Source organism: Pseudoalteromonas sp. 5Ae-yellow (genome assembly GCF_014077565.1).
Classification (GTDB): domain Bacteria; phylum Pseudomonadota; class Gammaproteobacteria; order Enterobacterales; family Alteromonadaceae; genus Pseudoalteromonas.
In genome coordinates this window covers 1-17,769 of sequence record NZ_JACGWD010000082.1, presented here as the reverse complement: position 1 = coordinate 17,769, position 17,769 = coordinate 1, and the positions used below count along the sequence as shown (strand labels likewise).

The 17,769-nt window shown below is 39.9% G+C and carries 17 protein-coding genes and 4 tRNA genes; 8 read left to right on the top strand and 13 right to left on the bottom strand.

Annotated elements, in window-relative coordinates:
• The 8 genes from H4J63_RS17350 to murB all read right to left on the bottom strand — a co-directional run.
• The coding region (locus H4J63_RS17350) for a GTP-binding protein (protein ID WP_033023824.1) at positions 1–127 on the bottom strand (127 nt) is incomplete at its 3' end.
• 129 nt (positions 128–256) lie between these two features.
• Positions 257–332: transfer RNA gene (locus H4J63_RS17345), tRNA-Thr, on the bottom strand.
• An 11-nt stretch (positions 333–343) separates the two neighbouring features.
• A tRNA-Gly gene (locus H4J63_RS17340) sits at positions 344–418 on the bottom strand.
• 44 nt (positions 419–462) lie between these two features.
• Positions 463–547 (bottom strand) — tRNA-Tyr (locus H4J63_RS17335).
• A 40-nt stretch (positions 548–587) separates the two neighbouring features.
• Positions 588–663: transfer RNA gene (locus tag H4J63_RS17330), tRNA-Thr, on the bottom strand.
• A 126-nt stretch (positions 664–789) separates the two neighbouring features.
• Positions 790–1,500, bottom strand: coding sequence for a type III pantothenate kinase (locus H4J63_RS17325; RefSeq protein ID WP_182197737.1), 711 nt, complete (start codon positions 1,498–1,500; stop codon positions 790–792).
• Positions 1,497–2,489, bottom strand: a complete 993-nt coding sequence (gene birA / locus H4J63_RS17320; RefSeq protein ID WP_182197735.1) for a bifunctional biotin--[acetyl-CoA-carboxylase] ligase/biotin operon repressor BirA — start codon at positions 2,487–2,489, stop codon at positions 1,497–1,499. Before birA ends, H4J63_RS17325 begins: the two co-directional genes overlap by 4 nt.
• Positions 2,486–3,496: a UDP-N-acetylmuramate dehydrogenase gene (murB, locus tag H4J63_RS17315; protein ID WP_182197733.1), complete on the bottom strand. Its 1,011-nt coding sequence runs from the start codon at positions 3,494–3,496 to the stop codon at positions 2,486–2,488. Before murB ends, birA begins: the two co-directional genes overlap by 4 nt.
• A gap of 143 nt (positions 3,497–3,639) precedes the next feature.
• On the opposite strand from murB, the gene H4J63_RS17310 reads away from it, so the two are divergent.
• Complete coding sequence (locus H4J63_RS17310; protein WP_182197731.1) at positions 3,640–5,481, top strand: M1 family metallopeptidase; 1,842 nt, start codon at positions 3,640–3,642, stop codon at positions 5,479–5,481.
• A 57-nt stretch (positions 5,482–5,538) separates the two neighbouring features.
• Here the strand turns inward: H4J63_RS17310 and H4J63_RS17305 are convergent, their stop codons facing one another.
• On the bottom strand, positions 5,539–6,138 hold the full coding sequence (locus H4J63_RS17305; RefSeq protein WP_169044554.1) for a DUF2057 domain-containing protein: 600 nt from the start codon (positions 6,136–6,138) through the stop codon (positions 5,539–5,541).
• A 92-nt stretch (positions 6,139–6,230) separates the two neighbouring features.
• Between H4J63_RS17305 and H4J63_RS17300 the strand changes: the two genes are divergently transcribed.
• The 3 genes from H4J63_RS17300 (at position 6,231) to H4J63_RS17290 (ending at position 9,801) form a co-directional block, all read left to right on the top strand.
• Positions 6,231–6,593 carry a histidine triad nucleotide-binding protein gene (locus H4J63_RS17300; RefSeq protein ID WP_182197729.1) on the top strand — a complete coding sequence of 121 codons (363 nt, stop codon included), beginning with the start codon at positions 6,231–6,233 and terminating at the stop codon, positions 6,591–6,593.
• A gap of 227 nt (positions 6,594–6,820) precedes the next feature.
• Positions 6,821–7,477: a response regulator transcription factor gene (locus H4J63_RS17295; RefSeq protein ID WP_182197728.1), complete on the top strand. Its 657-nt coding sequence runs from the start codon at positions 6,821–6,823 to the stop codon at positions 7,475–7,477.
• Between the two features lie 167 nt (positions 7,478–7,644).
• A complete protein-coding gene (locus H4J63_RS17290) occupies positions 7,645–9,801 on the top strand; it encodes a response regulator (protein ID WP_182197726.1) in 2,157 nt (718 codons plus the stop codon).
• A 29-nt stretch (positions 9,802–9,830) separates the two neighbouring features.
• Here the strand turns inward: H4J63_RS17290 and H4J63_RS17285 are convergent, their stop codons facing one another.
• The 3 genes from H4J63_RS17285 to H4J63_RS17275 form a co-directional block, all read right to left on the bottom strand.
• Positions 9,831–11,246: a mannose-1-phosphate guanylyltransferase/mannose-6-phosphate isomerase gene (locus H4J63_RS17285; RefSeq protein ID WP_010555460.1), complete on the bottom strand. Its 1,416-nt coding sequence runs from the start codon at positions 11,244–11,246 to the stop codon at positions 9,831–9,833.
• Positions 11,247–11,321: 75 nt separating this feature from the next.
• Positions 11,322–12,095, bottom strand: coding sequence for an amidohydrolase (locus H4J63_RS17280; protein WP_182197724.1), 774 nt, complete (start codon positions 12,093–12,095; stop codon positions 11,322–11,324).
• Positions 12,083–13,225, bottom strand: coding sequence for a methionine aminotransferase (locus tag H4J63_RS17275; protein WP_182197723.1), 1,143 nt, complete (start codon positions 13,223–13,225; stop codon positions 12,083–12,085). Before H4J63_RS17275 ends, H4J63_RS17280 begins: the two co-directional genes overlap by 13 nt.
• A 108-nt stretch (positions 13,226–13,333) precedes the next feature.
• On the opposite strand from H4J63_RS17275, the gene H4J63_RS17270 reads away from it, so the two are divergent.
• From H4J63_RS17270 to H4J63_RS17260, 3 genes are read left to right on the top strand one after another with little or no spacing between them, the layout of a single operon-like run.
• The gene (locus tag H4J63_RS17270; RefSeq protein ID WP_024606303.1) at positions 13,334–13,963 is read left to right on the top strand and encodes a methylthioribulose 1-phosphate dehydratase; all 630 of its coding nucleotides are present in this window, start codon (positions 13,334–13,336) and stop codon (positions 13,961–13,963) included.
• A complete protein-coding gene (gene mtnC / locus H4J63_RS17265) occupies positions 13,960–14,646 on the top strand; it encodes an acireductone synthase (protein ID WP_024606302.1) in 687 nt (228 codons plus the stop codon). Before H4J63_RS17270 ends, mtnC begins: the two co-directional genes overlap by 4 nt.
• Positions 14,643–15,185, top strand: coding sequence for an acireductone dioxygenase (locus H4J63_RS17260; protein WP_182197722.1), 543 nt, complete (start codon positions 14,643–14,645; stop codon positions 15,183–15,185). Before mtnC ends, H4J63_RS17260 begins: the two co-directional genes overlap by 4 nt.
• A gap of 63 nt (positions 15,186–15,248) precedes the next feature.
• Here the strand turns inward: H4J63_RS17260 and mtnA are convergent, their stop codons facing one another.
• Positions 15,249–16,274: an S-methyl-5-thioribose-1-phosphate isomerase gene (gene mtnA / locus H4J63_RS17255; RefSeq protein WP_182197721.1), complete on the bottom strand. Its 1,026-nt coding sequence runs from the start codon at positions 16,272–16,274 to the stop codon at positions 15,249–15,251.
• A gap of 129 nt (positions 16,275–16,403) precedes the next feature.
• Here mtnA and mtnK point away from each other — a divergent pair, with 129 nt between their 5' ends.
• Complete coding sequence (mtnK, locus tag H4J63_RS17250; protein ID WP_182197720.1) at positions 16,404–17,621, top strand: S-methyl-5-thioribose kinase; 1,218 nt, start codon at positions 16,404–16,406, stop codon at positions 17,619–17,621.
• Positions 17,622–17,769: the final 148 nt, after the last annotated feature.

Below are 17,769 nucleotides of genomic sequence, written 5' to 3'. Positions count from 1 at the left end.
CACCGCCGTATACTTTTGCAAGTACGTTAGTGATTGCTGCAGTTAGTGTAGTTTTACCGTGGTCAACGTGGCCGATTGTACCAACGTTTACGTGCGGTTTTACGCGTTCAAACTTTTCTTTTGCCATGACGGAACCTATCAGTTTTGTGTATCTAAATTACATATGAAAATAATCCACCAAAGGTAGATTAAGTTAATCTTTTTCAAATAGTATTTTCTGACAGATAAAGGAAGTAATCAAGGAGATTCTTAGGACTGGTGCTGATAGGCAGAGTCGAACTGCCGACCTCACCCTTACCAAGGGTGCGCTCTACCAACTGAGCTATATCAGCAACACAAGAACTGGAGCGGGCAGCGGGAATCGAACCCGCATCATCAGCTTGGAAGGCTGAGGTAATAGCCATTATACGATGCCCGCATAAAAATCTGTTCTTAAACTACCTCTAACCGTCAAGAATAAAGTGGTGGAGGGAGCTGGATTCGAACCAGCGAAGGCTGAGCCGTCAGATTTACAGTCTGATCCCTTTGGCCGCTCGGGAACCCCTCCACGATAATTCTCTACTAATTCACTTCCGGTAAAAGGAAAGTGGTGCCGACTAACCGAGTCGAACGGTTGACCTACTGATTACAAGTCAGTTGCTCTACCAGCTGAGCTAAGTCGGCACTGCTTTAGTACGGGGCGAGATATTAGAGTAAGGTTTATTGGGATGCAACAATAAAATTAAAAAAAGTGTAAATTTTTAGTTTAAATGCTCAATATTCACGCGAAAACACGTTTTTTGCACTTTTTTATACTGTTTCGGTTAATTCATACCAATAATTTAAGCCCTTCATTACTAACAATGAATCAAAAATACTTCCTGCAAATTGCTGTTGCAATAGCGAGCCATAGCCACCAGCAAAAATAATTTGTGGTGCTTGTTCTGTTTTTTGAGCCGTTAAATTCAGCTTAGCTTGCTCAATTGCACCGATGGTTGCCACTAAAGCACCATTTTTTAAACCGTTTGGCGTGTTTTTACCCAATTCATTAGTAAATGGTGTTTTACCGTCATCAAAAACACGTTGGGTGTTTTGTGTAAGCGATGAGGTCATTAAATCAAGCCCAGGTAAAATCCAGCCACCCAAATGTAGGCCTTCACTATCAAGCACGTCAATTGTGGTGGCAGTACCTGCATCAATAACAATGCATGCTTTATGTGGGTATAATGTAAAGCCTGCAATAAGCGCAAGCCACCTATCGATACCTAAGTTACCTACGTGCTCGTAAGCGCATACAAGATCTCCAAGCGTTTTGGTTACTTTGGCTTCAAAGCAAGTAATATTATTGCTAGCCGCTTGCATTAGAATATCGTTTAATAAATCACTGCGCCCTACGCACGCATAAATCACTTCGGTTATTTGCAACCAAGGTAGGTTATTTATATCTGCTGGTTGTGCTTGCTCGTTACCCCACAGCACAGCTTTTAGTGATGTATTTCCTACGTCGATCAGTAATCTCATACTTGCGCCTTTCTGAGGGAGACTTCCCCACCGTAATAACTTTTTACTTCACCATCTTGGCGAATTCGTATTCCACCTTGTGGGTCAATACCTTCACATATTCCACGCCAGCTTCGGTGCCCTGTATTAAGCTCAACATAATCACCAGCAAATGCATTGAGTGAATTCCATTGCTCATACATATTTTGCAAACCTGTTTGACGATACTGCACTAAACGCTGCTCTAAATGATGAGTAAGCGATGCCACTAGCTGGTTTTTATCTAGCTGTTGGGTATGTTGATTTAAGTCGGTCCACGCTTGGTCTATATGTTGGCTAAAGCTGTCTGGCATTTGTAAGTTGATACCTATACCAATCACAAGCTGACAAGGACCTTGCGGCTGTCCGTCGAGTTCAACCAATACACCTGCAAGTTTTTGTTTATTTATATAAATATCGTTAGGCCATTTAAGCTCTACATCAATTTGGTATAACGCTTTAATTGCATCATAAACAGCAAGGCCTACCGCAATTGATACACCCATTGCAGCTTGAAGCCCGTCATCTAAACGCCAAAAGTAACTGTAATACAGATTAGCGCCAAATGGGGATTGCCAAACACGGCCGCGTCGGCCGCGCCCTGCTTGCTGCATTTCAGCAACAATAACAGTGCCAGACTCAAGCGCTGTTTTAGCCTGTATACGGCGCATAAGCTCGCTGTTGGTCGAATCAATAATAGGGTGCACTTCTACATCGGCAGTATTAGCACCTAGCGCTTTGTAGTGCTGATCAATTTGCGTTTTATTTAAAAGGCCCACTTGGTTATTTAAGCAATAGCCTTTGCCAGTCACTTTAAAAATGTCCAAGCCCATTTCTTGTAACGTTTTGATATGTTTACTCACCGCAGCTCGGCTAATTCCTAGCTTTTCACCCAAGGCTTGGCCAGATACAAAGCCCCCTTGGTTGAGTGCATTTAAAATAGCGAGTTTGTTTCCATCAGGTGCTTTCATTGCTCAGGCTCCGCGTTAATATGGCATTCGCTGCACGAATCTATCAAACGTACTTCGTGCTCAAGCATAATGTTGTAGCGCATATAAACCACTTGCTGAATGTGTTTAATCATTTTTATTAGGTCACTACCTTCACTATTTCCGTGATTAACAAGCACTAGCGCTTGTTGTTCATGCACTTCTACACCGGCCTCGCGGTGCCCTTTTAAACCACTTTGATCGATTAACCAACCTGCTGCGACCTTGTGATGGCTTTGCCCATATTCGTAATGAGGTAAATCTGCAAACTGCTTTAATAGCTCAGCCAACTGCTGGTTAGTAATTATTGGGTTTTTAAAAAAGCTACCCGCATTGGCGAGTGTATATGGGTTAGGTAATTTGCTATTGCGCGTTTTTATAACCTGATCGAATACTGCTTGCGGGGTAATGCTTGAGAGCTGCTGCAGGGGGCCATAACTTAATACTGGTTGCCACTTTTTTGGAAGCGCTAAATGCACTTGCGTGATCACCGCTTTATTTTTAAGGGCATGTTTAAATATTGAGTCTCTGTAAGCAAATTCACATTGTGTATTATTTAGTGAGTGCATAGTTTTAGTGGTTATATCAAAGTATTCTACCAACTCAATAAATTTAGCTATCTCAACGCCATAAGCACCAATATTTTGTACCGGCGATGCACCCACTGTGCCCGGTATAAGTGCTAAATTTTCAAGCCCGGGTATATTTTTCTCTAATAAATAACTGACTAGTTGATGCCAGTTTTCGCCTGCAGCAAGACTTATTAGTGTGTCGCTCTCACGCTCGGTAATTTTAATACCTTTTAAGGCTATTTTTATAACCGTACCCATGTAGTCATTTAAAAATACGGTATTACTGCCCTCGCCTAGCAAACAAAACGGTGCACTAAAACTTTGCGTTTTAAGTTGCTCAAGCTGAGTAATTTCAACAAAATTTTGGCATTGGCTGTTTAATGCGAATGTATGTAAGGAGTGTAATGAATGCGCCACAAAGCTCTCTAAAAATACCGGTAACTAATCGCAATAGTTTACCTCATCGTCGCAAATGTGGCACTAGATTGTAAAAATCACTCAACCCACCGTGTCAATCGTGATATAAAACCAGCACTTTTTTATTTGTGTTCAGAGTAATGATGAAAATTAAACCTCTTTTTTTAAGCCTCGCTATGGCGGGTATGTGTTCGCAAGCAATGGCTAATGCGATTGACCAAAACTCGTATGCTAACCTTGATGATGTTGTTACTACTCACTTAAACCTTGATTTAGATGTCGACTTTGCCGACAAGCAGTTAGAAGGTTTTGTGGAGCATACTCTTCAGTGGAACAACAGCAAAAGTAGAACGCTTGTACTTGATACCCGCGACTTAGACATTGATAAAGTAATGTACAAAGACCAAAGTGGTAACTGGAAAAAGGCGACTTTTGATTTAGCTAAGCGAGATGACGTTAAAGGTTCAAAGCTTACTATTAAGTTTAAAAACCAAGCTGAAGTAGTTCGTATTTACTACAACAGTCGTCCAGAAGCATCTGGCCTGCAATGGTTAACACCAGAGCAAACGGCAAGTAAAACGCATCCATTTATGTACAGCCAATCGCAAGCAATTCATGCACGTAGTTGGATCCCAGTGCAAGATACACCCGCAATGCGTGTAACTTACTCTGCACGAATTCATACACCAAAAGATATACGGGCTGTAATGAGTGCCGACAACAAAGATGCACTTTATAAAGATGGCGACTACATTTTTGATATGCCACAAGCAATTTCACCTTACCTAATTGCTATTGGCGCAGGTAACTTAGAATTTAAAGCAATGTCGCACCAAACTGGCATATTTGCTGAGCCTACAATTTTAGATGCCTCAGTTGCTGAATTTGACGACACCCAAGCCATGATCGACAAAACAAACGCTATGTACGGCGAATATGCATGGGGTCGCTACGACTTATTAATGCTACCGCCAAGTTTTCCGTTTGGTGGCATGGAAAATCCACGCTTATCGTTTATAACTCCAACGGTTGTTGCTGGTGATAAAAGCTTAGTTAACCTTATTGCCCATGAGCTTGCTCATTCTTGGTCAGGTAACTTAGTAACTAACGCAACGTGGGAAGATTTATGGTTAAACGAAGGTTTTACCTCGTACGTTGAAAACCGCATTATGGAAGAAGTATTTGGTCGTGACCGTGCGGTTATGGAACAAGCACTTGATTCAGCGTCTTTACGCGCACAAATTAAAACAATTGATGCACCAGATACACGCCTTAATTTAAAGCTTAATGACCGCGACCCAGACGATGCGTTTAGCTCAGTGCCTTACACTAAAGGTCAGTTATTTTTAATCTATCTAGAAAACAAATATGGCCGCGATAAGTTTGACCCGTTTGTAAAAGCGTACTTTAAAGAGTTTTCGTTTAAATCGCTTACTACTGCGCAATTTGTTACTTACTTAAAAGCTAACTTAATTGAGAAGTACCCGGGTGTTGTAAGTATGGATAAAGTAAACGAATGGATTTTTGAACCTGGCTTACCAAGTGACGCGCCCAATCCTACTTCTGATGCATTTGATAAAGTAGATACTGCAACAGCAGCATGGCTAAAAGGCGACACAACAGCAGCTCAACTACCAACAGCTGATTGGTCTGTGCATGAGTGGCTACACTTTTTAAATAACTTACCACGCGATTTAAGCATAGAGAAAATGAGCGAGCTTGATAGTGAATTTAATCTAACGCAATCAACGAATGCTGAACGTGCATTTGCTTGGTTTATGCTAGCAGTAGGTAATGGTTATCAACCAATTTATCCTGCGCTTAATAAGCACCTATCAGGTATTGGCCGTCGTAAGTTAATTGTACCGTTATACAAATCACTTATCACTAACGGTAAAAAAGAGTGGGCACAAAGCGTGTACTTAAAAGCACGCTCTGGGTATCACCCTCTTGCGCAAGGTACTATTGACGCATTATTTGAATAAATAGCGTTAATTAGAAACTAAAAAGGGCCAAATTTGGCCCTTTTGTTTTTCTGTTTTTTACTTTGTCACTTTTTCTAAAAAAGCTTTACGCTCCGTAGCCGTGGCTTGCTGCCACCAAAAATCAAGCATTTGCGGCGCACTTGGCATGCCCTTACCTGTAATTGGTGCTATTGGCTTTATTGGTTGGCTAGGACGTGAAGGTCCTGCAGGCATTGTATTTTGCATTGCCGGTTTATTGCTTGCTAGCTGCGTGTTAGAAATAACACTTAAAGGTTTAGCAACAGCGCTACTTTTTGCTTTTAAACTCACTTGAGGGGCTTCTGCAAATACTTTTGCAGATACCGCATTTTCAGCACGATTAAACACTAAGGTATAATCTTTACCTGCTTCAACAGTTACATTTACCCAAAATGGTTCCGACTCTATAACTTCATGCGTGTCATAATCATCTTCATATAAATCGGTGTACTTTAGCCTAAGCTGATAGGTCCCTGGAGCAAGCTCGACATCGTCAATACGACTAAACAAAGAGCTTTCTAGCATTTTATCGCCCACTTGCAGTGGTACAATTTCTTCTGGAAAGTGAATATTCTCAGCATTAGCCGAAAAACTAACTAGTAATGCAACTGCACTACTTATTAAAATTGGTTTAAGCATATTAACTCCTTTATTTGATTTCAGTTTGACACTGCTTTGAAAGTTTGTCATTAGTGAGCTTAAAATTCACAACACCTAATTAGGAACACACTATGAGCCAAGAAACTATTTTTACCAAAATAATTAATCGTGAAATTCCGGCAGATATTATTTACGAAGATGAAAACACTCTCGCATTTAAAGATATAAACCCACAAGCGCCATTTCATGTATTAATTATCCCAAAAAAAGCAATTGCTACTATAAATGATATAAATCCTGAAAACTCACATTTAGTAGGCAACTTATACGTAGCCGCAGCTAAATTAGCTAAACAGCATAATTTTGCTGATGACGGATACCGCGTGGTTATGAACTGTAACGAACATGGAGGGCAAACTGTTTATCACATACATTTACATATGCTTGGCGGTAAAGAAATGGGATGGCCACCTTATCAAAGCACAAAAAAGTAAATTAATTAAGATTTTTTTGTTACTTTATTCTGCTCAAGTAATTAGTTACAAATATTATGATTTTTCATGAGCATAAAGTGAGAAATAGTTACTTATTTGCAACATTTTATGTTTAAATAATTGTAAAATCGTATTTGTTATTGAGTACACCAGCGACTTTCTAATACTAAAGGTGTGGAAGTCGTGATAAACTCAACCAGTCAGCTTTATAAAAGAGTATAAAAAACATGAGCAGTTCAGCCTTTTTGTTATTAGATAAAGAGCCAATTAACACTATTGGCATAAACGTTTTAGAACCTTTGTTAAAAACGCAAGGCCTTGACGTAACCACAGGTACGAACATTTTAGATATACCTGAAGGGACTCGACTTTTGTTTATTGAAACATCAAGTAAAGATGCATGGGGTAAACTAAAAGAACAACTAGTAAACCTGCGTATTAAATGCGATATCATATTATTTAATCTAGACGAAAACCCAGAGCTTGCTAATCGCGCGCTTTTAAGCGGTATTCGCGGCGTATTTTATACAACCGATAACGCGGATGTATTAATGAAAGGTATACGCCTACTAATGGAAGATCAACTTTGGTATCGTCGCGATATAATGTGTAATGCATTAAATCGTATGTTGCAGTTTAACAAAGACGCACTGCACAAACTTACTGAAGGTGATATAGAGCCGGTTAAACTTACTAAGCGAGAAAAAGCAATAATCTCACTAATGAGTAAAGGTTCGAAGAATAAAGAGATCGCAGAAGATTTAAGTATCAGTCCACACACTGTTAAAACACATTTATACAGCGCATTTAGAAAAACTAAATGCCGTAACCGTATTGAGCTTCTATCGTGGGCACAGCAAAATATTCCTGACGAAATTCGCTAAATACGTATTTCGACTAAATATTAAAAAACAGACACTTAAGTGTCTGTTTTTGTATGTGTTGCATATTTATTTAATACCAATTCGCTTATTAAGTTAATCACTTTAAGGATTGGTATAAATATATACTTTTGATAATCTTAGTTTAAAACTACTTTGCTGGAATATTAATGCTCGACTCTTTCACTCTTTATTTTGCCAGCATCGCCATCATGGTTGTAATGACTCTACTTAACTTTTTGACGTGGCGAACAAACAAAAAAATTCCAGGCACATTGCTTTATATTTTCTATCCCATATTGCTATTAGGCTCTGTTATTGGCTTTACTCTTGTTGGTGATACACATAATTTAGTAATTATCAGCGCTGCCAGTAACATGATGTTTGCCGCATCAATAGTGCACAGCCTTTCACTTAGTCAGTTTTTAAATTATCGCGGTATTGGTTTTAAATTACTCTGCTCAGTGACCGCTTTTTGCACTGTAATGCTTGGCTATTACACCTTTTTTGACCCATCTTTACACGAAAGAGTGATTGCATCCGATATACAACACATAGCAGAAGCTGGTTTTTTACTGTTTATATTTATTAAGTGTGCACGCAAACCCTATCCTAATGGCAGTATTGTATACATAACCATTTTAACGCTTGTTGCTTTAAGCTTTATTGGCCGCTCGTTATTTATGGATAACATTGAACAAAAAAACCTTTTAGTAAACGGCTGGTTTAGCTCATTATTATTTTTAAATGGCGTAATTGCACCCATGTTTTATGCTGCAGGTATGGCGTTATTATGTAATGAGCGCAGAGAGCAGCACCTCAATAAATTAGCCGATAAAGCACAAAAAGATTTAGAAATACGCGGGCTCTTTTTATCAACTATAAGCCACGAAATTCGCACCCCGCTAAACGGTATTTTAGGCAGCGCCCAACTTGTTATGAACCAAACAAGTGATACCCGCAATAAAGCCTATTGCGAAGCGATTATAAATTCTGCCGAATCACTTAACTTATTGGTAGATAAGGTCCTTGATTACGCGAGCCTAGATCAAAGTGACGAAGCGCTTTACGAAGAAGATGTAGAGTTTAAAACATGGCTTAATAATTTATGCTTATTACTCAGTCCTCTCGCCGAGCAAAAGCAACTCAAGTTTGAACTAATATGTAATATTCCTGAGCAAGCATGTTATTACTGCGACCAGCAAAAACTTAGGCAAATAATTATTAATTTAGTGGGTAATGCCATTAAGTTTACAGACCACGGAACCGTTAAAATTCAGGTTGATTTAGTATTAGAAAAGCAACTTGAGCACACTATAAAAATTAGTGTCAAAGATTCAGGGCCAGGTATAGAAAATGACGAGATAGCCTACTTAACAGAACCTTATGTACAAAGTAGTGCAGGCAAAGAGAAAGGCGGAACCGGCCTTGGTTTAGCTATTACCAGTCGCCTGCTTGAAAAGCTCAGTAGCCGACTCGAAATAACCAGCCAGCTTGGTACTGGTAGTGTATTTAGCTTTACCGTTACTTTTACTTTAGGTGAATTAAGCCTTGTAGAGCAGCGCCATCAAACTAAAGATTACTTAACAGGTCTTGATGTATTACTGGTTGAAGATTTAGATTTAAATCAAAAAATTGCTATAGAATTTATGGCCGACGATGAGCACAAAATTAAGCTCGCAAAAGACGGTAAAAGCGCGATAGAACTAATGCAAGCTCATCACTTTGATGTTGTTTTACTTGATATGAACCTACCTGACTTAACAGGTCAAGAAGTACTTAAACGTCTAAAACGCGTTGATCATAAAAATCAACGAACCCCAGTGCTCGCTTTTACTGCAAGCCTTAGCCCTGACGAAGTGAAGGAGTACTTAGAACTAGGTATAAAAGACATTGTAGGCAAACCTATAAAGCACGAAAAACTTCGACAAGCACTTAGCGACTCTCAATCTAATCAAACTGCGAGCATTGCAGTAGAGCTTATTGATACCTTGTATGACAAAACAGCGGCCGAAACACTCACCAGCTCGTTTAGTGAAGATGAAGTATCGTCGATTTATAATGAGTTTGTGCTTTCGGCGCGTAACAAGCTAATTCGCTGTCAAAAGCTTATTGATCAACAACCAGAGCAATGCATTAAGCTTTTACATCGCCAAGCAAGTACCGCTCTGCAACTTGGTTTTAATCGCTATGGTATTGAGCTTAAAAAAATAGAGCGCCGTTTACTCGATAAAAAGCCACATAACGACATGCTTGATGAAGCGCTAGATCTGTGGCAACGCAGCTTAGAGCAATATTTAAAGTTTGTGCGTGGGCAGTTAGAGTAATAGTGAATTAGCTTTAAAATAGCTAATTATTAGCCTCTTCCATATTTATCATCAAATCGCTCTATATCGCTTTCATCAAGTACAGCACCGGTTTGCACTTCAATAACTATTAACGGCTCTTTTTGATTATTAGCCAAGCTATGAATTTGCTTTGCGGCGATATAACACGATTGGTCGTGCGTTAGCGTATACGCTTGCTCATTAATACATACATTTGCAATACCCGAAACCACAACCCAATGTTCAGCGCGATGCTGATGGCGCTGCGTCGAAAGCTTAGCACCGCTGTTAACAGTAATTTTCTTAACTTTAAAGCCAATGCCTTCAACCAAAGTACGGTAATTCCCCCATGGGCGAAAAACCACTTGATGATGGTTAAGTTTATCAGCCTGTGTTGTAGCAATTTGCTTAAGCAACAAAGGCAAAGAATCTAGCTCATTTTGGTTTGCAATTAACGTGGCATCATGAGTATGAATAATTGCTAAATTGCTTACTCCAAGCGTGGCAATAGTGTGTTCAGCCTCGTTAATAACTAAGTTATTAGTACTTTTTTGAGCCATATAATTAGCGTTTAAACTATTACCGTTTTTATCTTTTTTTGTAAGCGCATCAAGGGATGAAAAACTACCTACATCACTCCATTTTAAATCAACAGGCATAACAACTACGTTATTACTGCGCTCTAAAATGGCGTAATCAATTGAATCGCTTGGGCAGTGCTCAAGCGCACTGTTGCTTGGGCGGGTAAACCCTAAATCTTTGGTAAATTGTGCTGCTGCAGCGACGCTCGTTGCTATTTTTGGCGCAAACCGCTCGAGCTCTTTTAAATAGGCTGCGGGGGTAAATAAAAACATGCCGCTATTCCAGCTATAACCACCTTGAGCTAAATAACGGTTCGCTGTTTCTAAGTCAGGCTTTTCTTTAAATTGAGCAACATCGTAACAACCCGTTCCAGCAATAGCCGCGCCTTGTTTTATATAACCATAACCAGTATGCGGCTCTGTAGGAGTAATAGAAAATGTAACTAGCTTTCCTTGCTCAGCAAGTTTTACAGCTTCAGGGAGCTTAGCTGTTAATACATCAAAGTTTTTAATATGATGATCGGCAGGCATCACTAATAGCGGACCGGTAATCCCATTTTGCAGTGCATAGTGGGCGGCTAATGCGATGGCAGGCGCGGTATTTTTACCTTTGGGTTCGAGCAATAATGCACTAGGAGTTGAGCTTGCAGCTTGCTCGGCGGCAATAAATCGGTGCTGTTCGTTACACACTAAAATAGCATTATCAAACAACTCATTAGAAACACGCGCCAACGTACTTTGTAGCAATGACGTGTTTTCATTTAGTAGTGATAAAAATTGTTTAGGCATTGCTTGGCGAGAAAGCGGCCACAAGCGAGAGCCTATGCCACCTGCTAAAATTACAGGAGTGATTAAAGTGTTCATAATGTACATTAGCCGCCAACAAAAATATCAGCGATTATTTTAACACTTTATTGGCTCTGCGCTAAATTAACGTGTTTATATTAATGTAAAAGAGTCTGCATCTAAATAGGCAGGAAACGCTGCTTTAAACTCATCCAGTGGCGCTTTTTCAAGTGTTATAGTAACTAGTTGCTCTGCGTCATCTTGCGCTTTAGTTAATGCATCGCCTTTGAAGTCGTATACCGCTGTACCGCCATTGTGCGCCACACCATTACCGTCTTCCCCCACGCGATTAACACCTACTACGTAACAGAGGTTTTCCATTGCACGCGCCATAAGTAACGTATCCCAAATATGGCGGCGTACAGCAGGCCAATTTGCTACGTTTATCATTACATCGTAGTCGTTATTATTACGTTGAAATACCGGAAAGCGCAGGTCATAGCATACTTGCGGTAATAGTTTAAAACCATTGATTTCAAAAACTTTGCGCGCTTGCCCTGCTACAACGTAATCGCCCTCGCTGCCTAAGCGAAATAAATGGCGCTTATCGTAATAACTCACCTCACCATCGGGTTTTACCCAATAAAACCGATTCGCTTTTTTATCGCCTTGTGCAACAAGTACCGAACCCGCAATAACCGCATTATGTTTATGAGCCTGCGCCTTTAACCACGTCAGTACTTTACCGTTTTCAGGCTCTGCACAATCTAAATTGATAGCAAAGCCAGTCGAGAATGTTTCGGGCAGTAAAATAAGATCGGGCTGATGCGTAATTGCTTCAAGCTGATTATTAAACATGGCTAAATTAGCATCTTTATCAAGCCAATAAAGCGAGCTTTGCAATGCTGTAATGGTTAAAGTTGACATAATATTTGCGCAGCCTCTATGAGAGTGTTGTCGTTTTTAGCAAAGCATAAACGAATTACTTTGTCGGTTGGTGGATTTTGATAAAAAACACTTAACGGAATAGCCGCAACACCGGCTTGCTCAACTAACCAATGGCAAAATTCAACATCGTTTAAATCCGATACATCACTGTAATCTAATAATAAAAAGTAAGTGCCTTGGCTAGGTAAAATTTTAAAACGACTATTACTTAAATGGCTCGCTAATAAGTCGCGTTTTTGCTGATAAAACCCACTTAGCTCATCTATATGCTCACCTTGCTGCTCGAGCATATCGCCAAGCGCATGTTGTGCGGGGGTAAAGCTTGAAAACGTAACGTACTGATGAATTTTTCTAAATTCGATAGCTAAATCTGCAGGTGCAATACAGTACCCCATTTTCCAGCCCGTGCTGTGAAACGTTTTACCAAAACTCGATACAACAAAGCTTTTGGTAAATAATTCATCATCGCGTAATACACTTAAATGCGGTTGTTCATCAAACGTAATGTGCTCATATACCTCATCGCTTATTACATATAAATTGTGAGTACCAACTAACTCTTTAAGCGCTTTTATATCTTGTGGCTGTAATATTTTACCGCTTGGGTTATGAGGTGTATTTATAATAATTGCGCGGGTATTTTTAGTAATTGCTTGGCTTACTACTTGCCAATCAATGGTGTAGTTTGGCGCACTTAAAGCAATGTGTACCGACTTTCCGCCAGCGAGTTCAATTGCCGGTTGGTAAGAGTCATATGCAGGGTCAAATACGATCACTTCATCACTGGGGCGTACAATTGTTTGAATAGCCACAAACAATGCCTCTGTTGCACCCGAGGTAACAGTAACTTGATCAGCTGCGTTTATATCAGCTGCATATTTGCGCTTTGCTAAATCAGCAATTTGTTGCTGTAATCGTGGTACACCACTTGAAGGTGAATATTGATTAACGCCCTGCTGCACATAATAATTTAACTGCGTTTTTAAAAGATCAGGAGCATCAAACTCAGGAAAGCCTTGAGAGAGATTAATTGCCGAAAACTCATTAGCCAACCCACTCATTTGGCTAAATATACTAACGCCTAAATTTGGTAATTTACTTTCAAACACGTGATGCCCTTAATGATGGTTTTGCGCTTAAAGCGATGCTATCATTGCTTAAAACAGAAGTATAGCCGTCTAAAAACAATTAACTTTACGCTCATTAGTGAGGAATGTATGCAAAACAATACCGCTATTTCACAACTTATTGAAGCCGGAAAATGGGTTAGCCAAAAAGGCTGGGTACCCGCAACAGGCGGAAACTTTTCAGCTCGTACTAGCACTGGCTTTGTTGTTACAGCAAGTGGGCACGATAAAGGCTCACTGACGCAAGCGCATTTTTTGCAATTAGATCACCAAGGCGAGCGCCTAGCAGGAGCTGTAAAACCATCGGCAGAAACACAATTACACCTAAGTTTGTATCAGCTAATACCTGATGCGCAGTGTGTTTTGCATACTCACTCTGTAGCCGCTACCGTACTGTCGCAAATTACCCAAGGGCATCAGCTTGATTTAACAGGCTATGAAATGCAAAAAGCACTGAGCGGCTTTACTTCGCATTTAGAAACGCTGAGCATTCCTATTTTCGATAACGATCAAGATATTGACCGATTAAGCCTACTGGTTAGTGACCATCATTTACACACGCCTATAGATCATGGCGTACTGATACGCGGCCATGGTTTATATGCAGTAGGACGTAATATTGATGAAGTTCGTCGCCACCTAGAAGCCTTAGAGTTTTTATTTAGCTGCGAACTAGAGCGCCTAAAAATAATAGGTATTCAAGCGGGAGTAACTAAATGATTAAAGCCATTTTAACCGACATCGAAGGCACAATAACCCGTATCTCGTTTGTTAAAGAGGTGTTGTTTCCTTACGCAGCAAAACAGTTACCTACCTTTGTACGTGCCAATGCTAATAAGCCAGATGTAGCTGAGCAAATTAGTGCCGTAAAAGCCCTTATCGAAAAGCCAAACGCCGATATTGAAGAAGTCATTAGCACTTTACTTACCTGGATTGATGAAGATAAAAAAATCACTCCACTTAAGCAGTTACAAGGCTTAATTTGGCAAACAGGGTATGAACACGGTGATTTTAAAGGTCATTTATACCCAGATGCATTTGATTTTTTACAAGCTCAGTACAACAACGATATAGCTTTATATGTGTACTCGTCAGGGTCAGTAAAAGCGCAGCAGCTACTTTTTAAATACAGTGATTATGGTGACATTCGCAGCTTGTTTACTGACTTTTTTGACACCAAAGTTGGCGCAAAACAAGAGCAAATGGCCTATAACACCATTGTGGAGCTGTTACCGTTTAAAGCAGCAGAAATACTCTTTTTAAGTGATGTAGCCGGCGAGCTTGATGCCGCGCAAGCTGCAGGCTTAACAACACTACATTTAATTCGTGATGGGCAAGCAAGCACTAAAGCACACCCTTATATTAATGACTTTAGCCAATTTAAATTGGAGCAATTAGTATGAGTCAATTAACAATATATGCTGACAACGATGCAAGCAAAGCACTTGTAAGCACATCAAATGCTGATGATATTACAAAGCAGCTAGCTAAAGTAAACGTACGCTTTGAACAGTGGCAAGCAAATGCAGATATTAATGAGCACACCACCCATGAGCAAATTATTAGTGCGTACAAAAACGATATAGATCGGTTAAAAACCGAAAATGGCTATCAAACAGTAGACGTTATATCTCTAGCTAAAGGTAATCTTGGCGCATCAGAGCTGCGCAAAAAGTTTTTATTTGAACATACTCATAGTGAAGACGAAGTGCGTTTTTTTGTAAAAGGCCAAGGGCTATTTTGCCTGCATTTAGGCAATAAGGTTTACCAGGTACTTTGCCAACAAGGCGATTTAATTTCAGTGCCTGAACTTACCCCGCATTGGTTTGATATGGGAAGCGCTCCTGAGTTTACTGCCATTCGCTTATTTAACAATACAGAGGGCTGGGTAGCAAAAAGTACTGACTCGTCTATTGCAGAGCAATTTCCGCTATTATCGTAAGTTAGTCATTCAAAACCTTGGTCCACACTAATAAACATAACGTGGACCAAAAATATCGCGAAGTTACTTAAGCTTTAAAAGTTCGCCATTTTCAACCTGATTTTGGTTGTACACACCAGTGTCTAACACCCATCCTGTAACCAGTTTTGCCGGCGTTATATCAAATGCTGGGTTGTATACATTAGCATTAGTGGGCGCCCATAAAGCCTCGCCAAAGCTACCGCTAACTCCGCGCACTTCTTGAGGATTACGTTGCTCTATTTCTATATCATCACCACACGCGGTGTTGGTATCAAGCGTGGTAATAGGCGCGACCACATAAAATGGAATGTTATGAAAATATGCAAGTACGGCTAAATTATAAGTGCCCACTTTATTAGCAAAATCACCATTGGCAGCAATACGATCAGCCCCTACCACTATTTTATCCACCTTACCTGCAGCTATTAAACTTGCCGCCATATTATCGCAAATTAGTGTGTAAGGTACTTGCCAGCGCTCAAGCTCAAAGGCAGTTAAGCGACCGCCTTGTAATAATGGTCGTGTTTCATCAACCCACACATGTACGTTGCCATATTTTTGCTGCGCTTTGTAAATAACACCTAGTGCAGTACCAATACCAGCGGTTGCAAGCGCCCCTGTATTACAATGGGTTAATATGTTGTCGCCACTATTTATAAGTTCGGCGCCACGGCTTGCCATTCGCTCACACAGCTCAATATCTTCAATAAACAACCGCTCAGCTGTCGTAACAATACCGGCAACATAATCGCTTTGCGTTAAAGCTTTACGCAATGCAGCCATACAATGCATTAAATTAACCGCCGTTGGGCGAGTGGCTTCTAGCTCATTGATTGCTTTTTCAAGCTCACCTTTAACTACCCCTTGCTCAGCTAAATACGCCACTAACAAGCTCGCGCTTAAACCAATAAGTGGAGCTCCACGTACTTTTAAATTAATGATCAGCTCTTTCATGGTTTCTACATCATGGCATTGATGCCATACCTGCTGGTGAGGTAGTAAATATTGGTCGAGCACACTAAGCGACCCGTTTTCATATTTTAAACTGCTTGCGATTAAATTTTGCATAATGCTTAAGGTATTAAAAATGCGTAACGTTATTTTACACCACTTTGAATAACTCTCAAGTCGGACTTGTAGACATCTAAACATTTAAAGGTATAGAATGCTTAAAAGCTAATTTTTGAGATTTAAACCATGACTAACTATGTTGCTTTTAATACACAGCGCGCTATCGATTATGCATCGACATTAATTGAATCTAAACAATGTAATTTTTTTGCTCCCGGACAAGCCTTATCGGCATATGAGTTTGGTGATGGCAATCTTAATTTAGTATTTAGAATTACTGATGAGCAAAACAATAGTGTTATTTTAAAGCAAGCTCTGCCTTACGCGCGTTGCGTGGGTGAGTCGTGGCCATTAACGCTTGATAGAGCTCGTATAGAAGCACAAGTTTTGCTTAATCATGGCGCTATTTGCCCAACTTATACTGCTAGGGTTTTACATTATAGTGAAATGCAAGCACTGACTATTTTAGAAGATTTAGGTAATTTACAAATACTGCGAACTGCACAAAATAATGCTGAGCAATTTCCTAAATTAGCGCAGCATGTAGCTACCTACTTAAGCCATACTGGTTTTTATAATTCAGATTTTTATTTAACCGCACAAACTAAAAAAGCGCTCGTTAGCCAATTTACTAACTCTGAACTTTGCCAAATCACTGAAGACTTATTTTTTAGCGATCCGTACATTGAGCACGAACGCAATAACTACCCAAAGCAACTACAAAGCGAAGTTGATGCAATACACAAAAACAGCGCATTAAAATTAGAAATAGCAAAACTAAAAGCTAATTTTTTATCTAACCCGCAAACATTACTTCATGGTGATATGCATAGCGGCAGTATTTTTGTTGATTGTAATAATACAAAGATGATCGATCCTGAGTTTGGTTTTTTTGGTCCTGCTGGGTTCGATATTGGCTCTTTTATTGGCAATTTACTTTTAAATTACTGCGCACAATACGGGCATATTGAAGATTTTATGGCTCGTCGTAATTACCAAACCCACTTATTAAGCACCCTTGTTGAATGCTATACATTATTTGAACAACATTGGCTTACGCTTATCAATGAGCACACTACTGAAGCTGCGCTAAAGGCTACAGGTTATAGTGAGTACTTTATGAAAAGCGTACTACAAGACACTATTGGTTATTGTGGTGCTGAATTAATTAGGCGCACCATAGGGCTCGCACATGTAACCGATATAGATAGCATTAGTGATGAGGCTGCGCGCCTTACAGTGAAAAAACAAACATTAGCGCTAGGCGAGCAACTTATTTTGAATGCCCAAACATGCGACAACAAAGACGCATTTTTTAGTTTATTAATAAGTCAATTAAACTAAAAAACATTAAAAAAAGGCGCTATCAGCTGTCTCTTGATCACAAGTCTGACTCAAGAGATTTTGCTAAATCGTAGCCTTCCAGGATGGCTTGTAACTTAAGCCATCCTTGCCATAACACTTTCACAGATGCACGCCCTGTGCGCTTGGT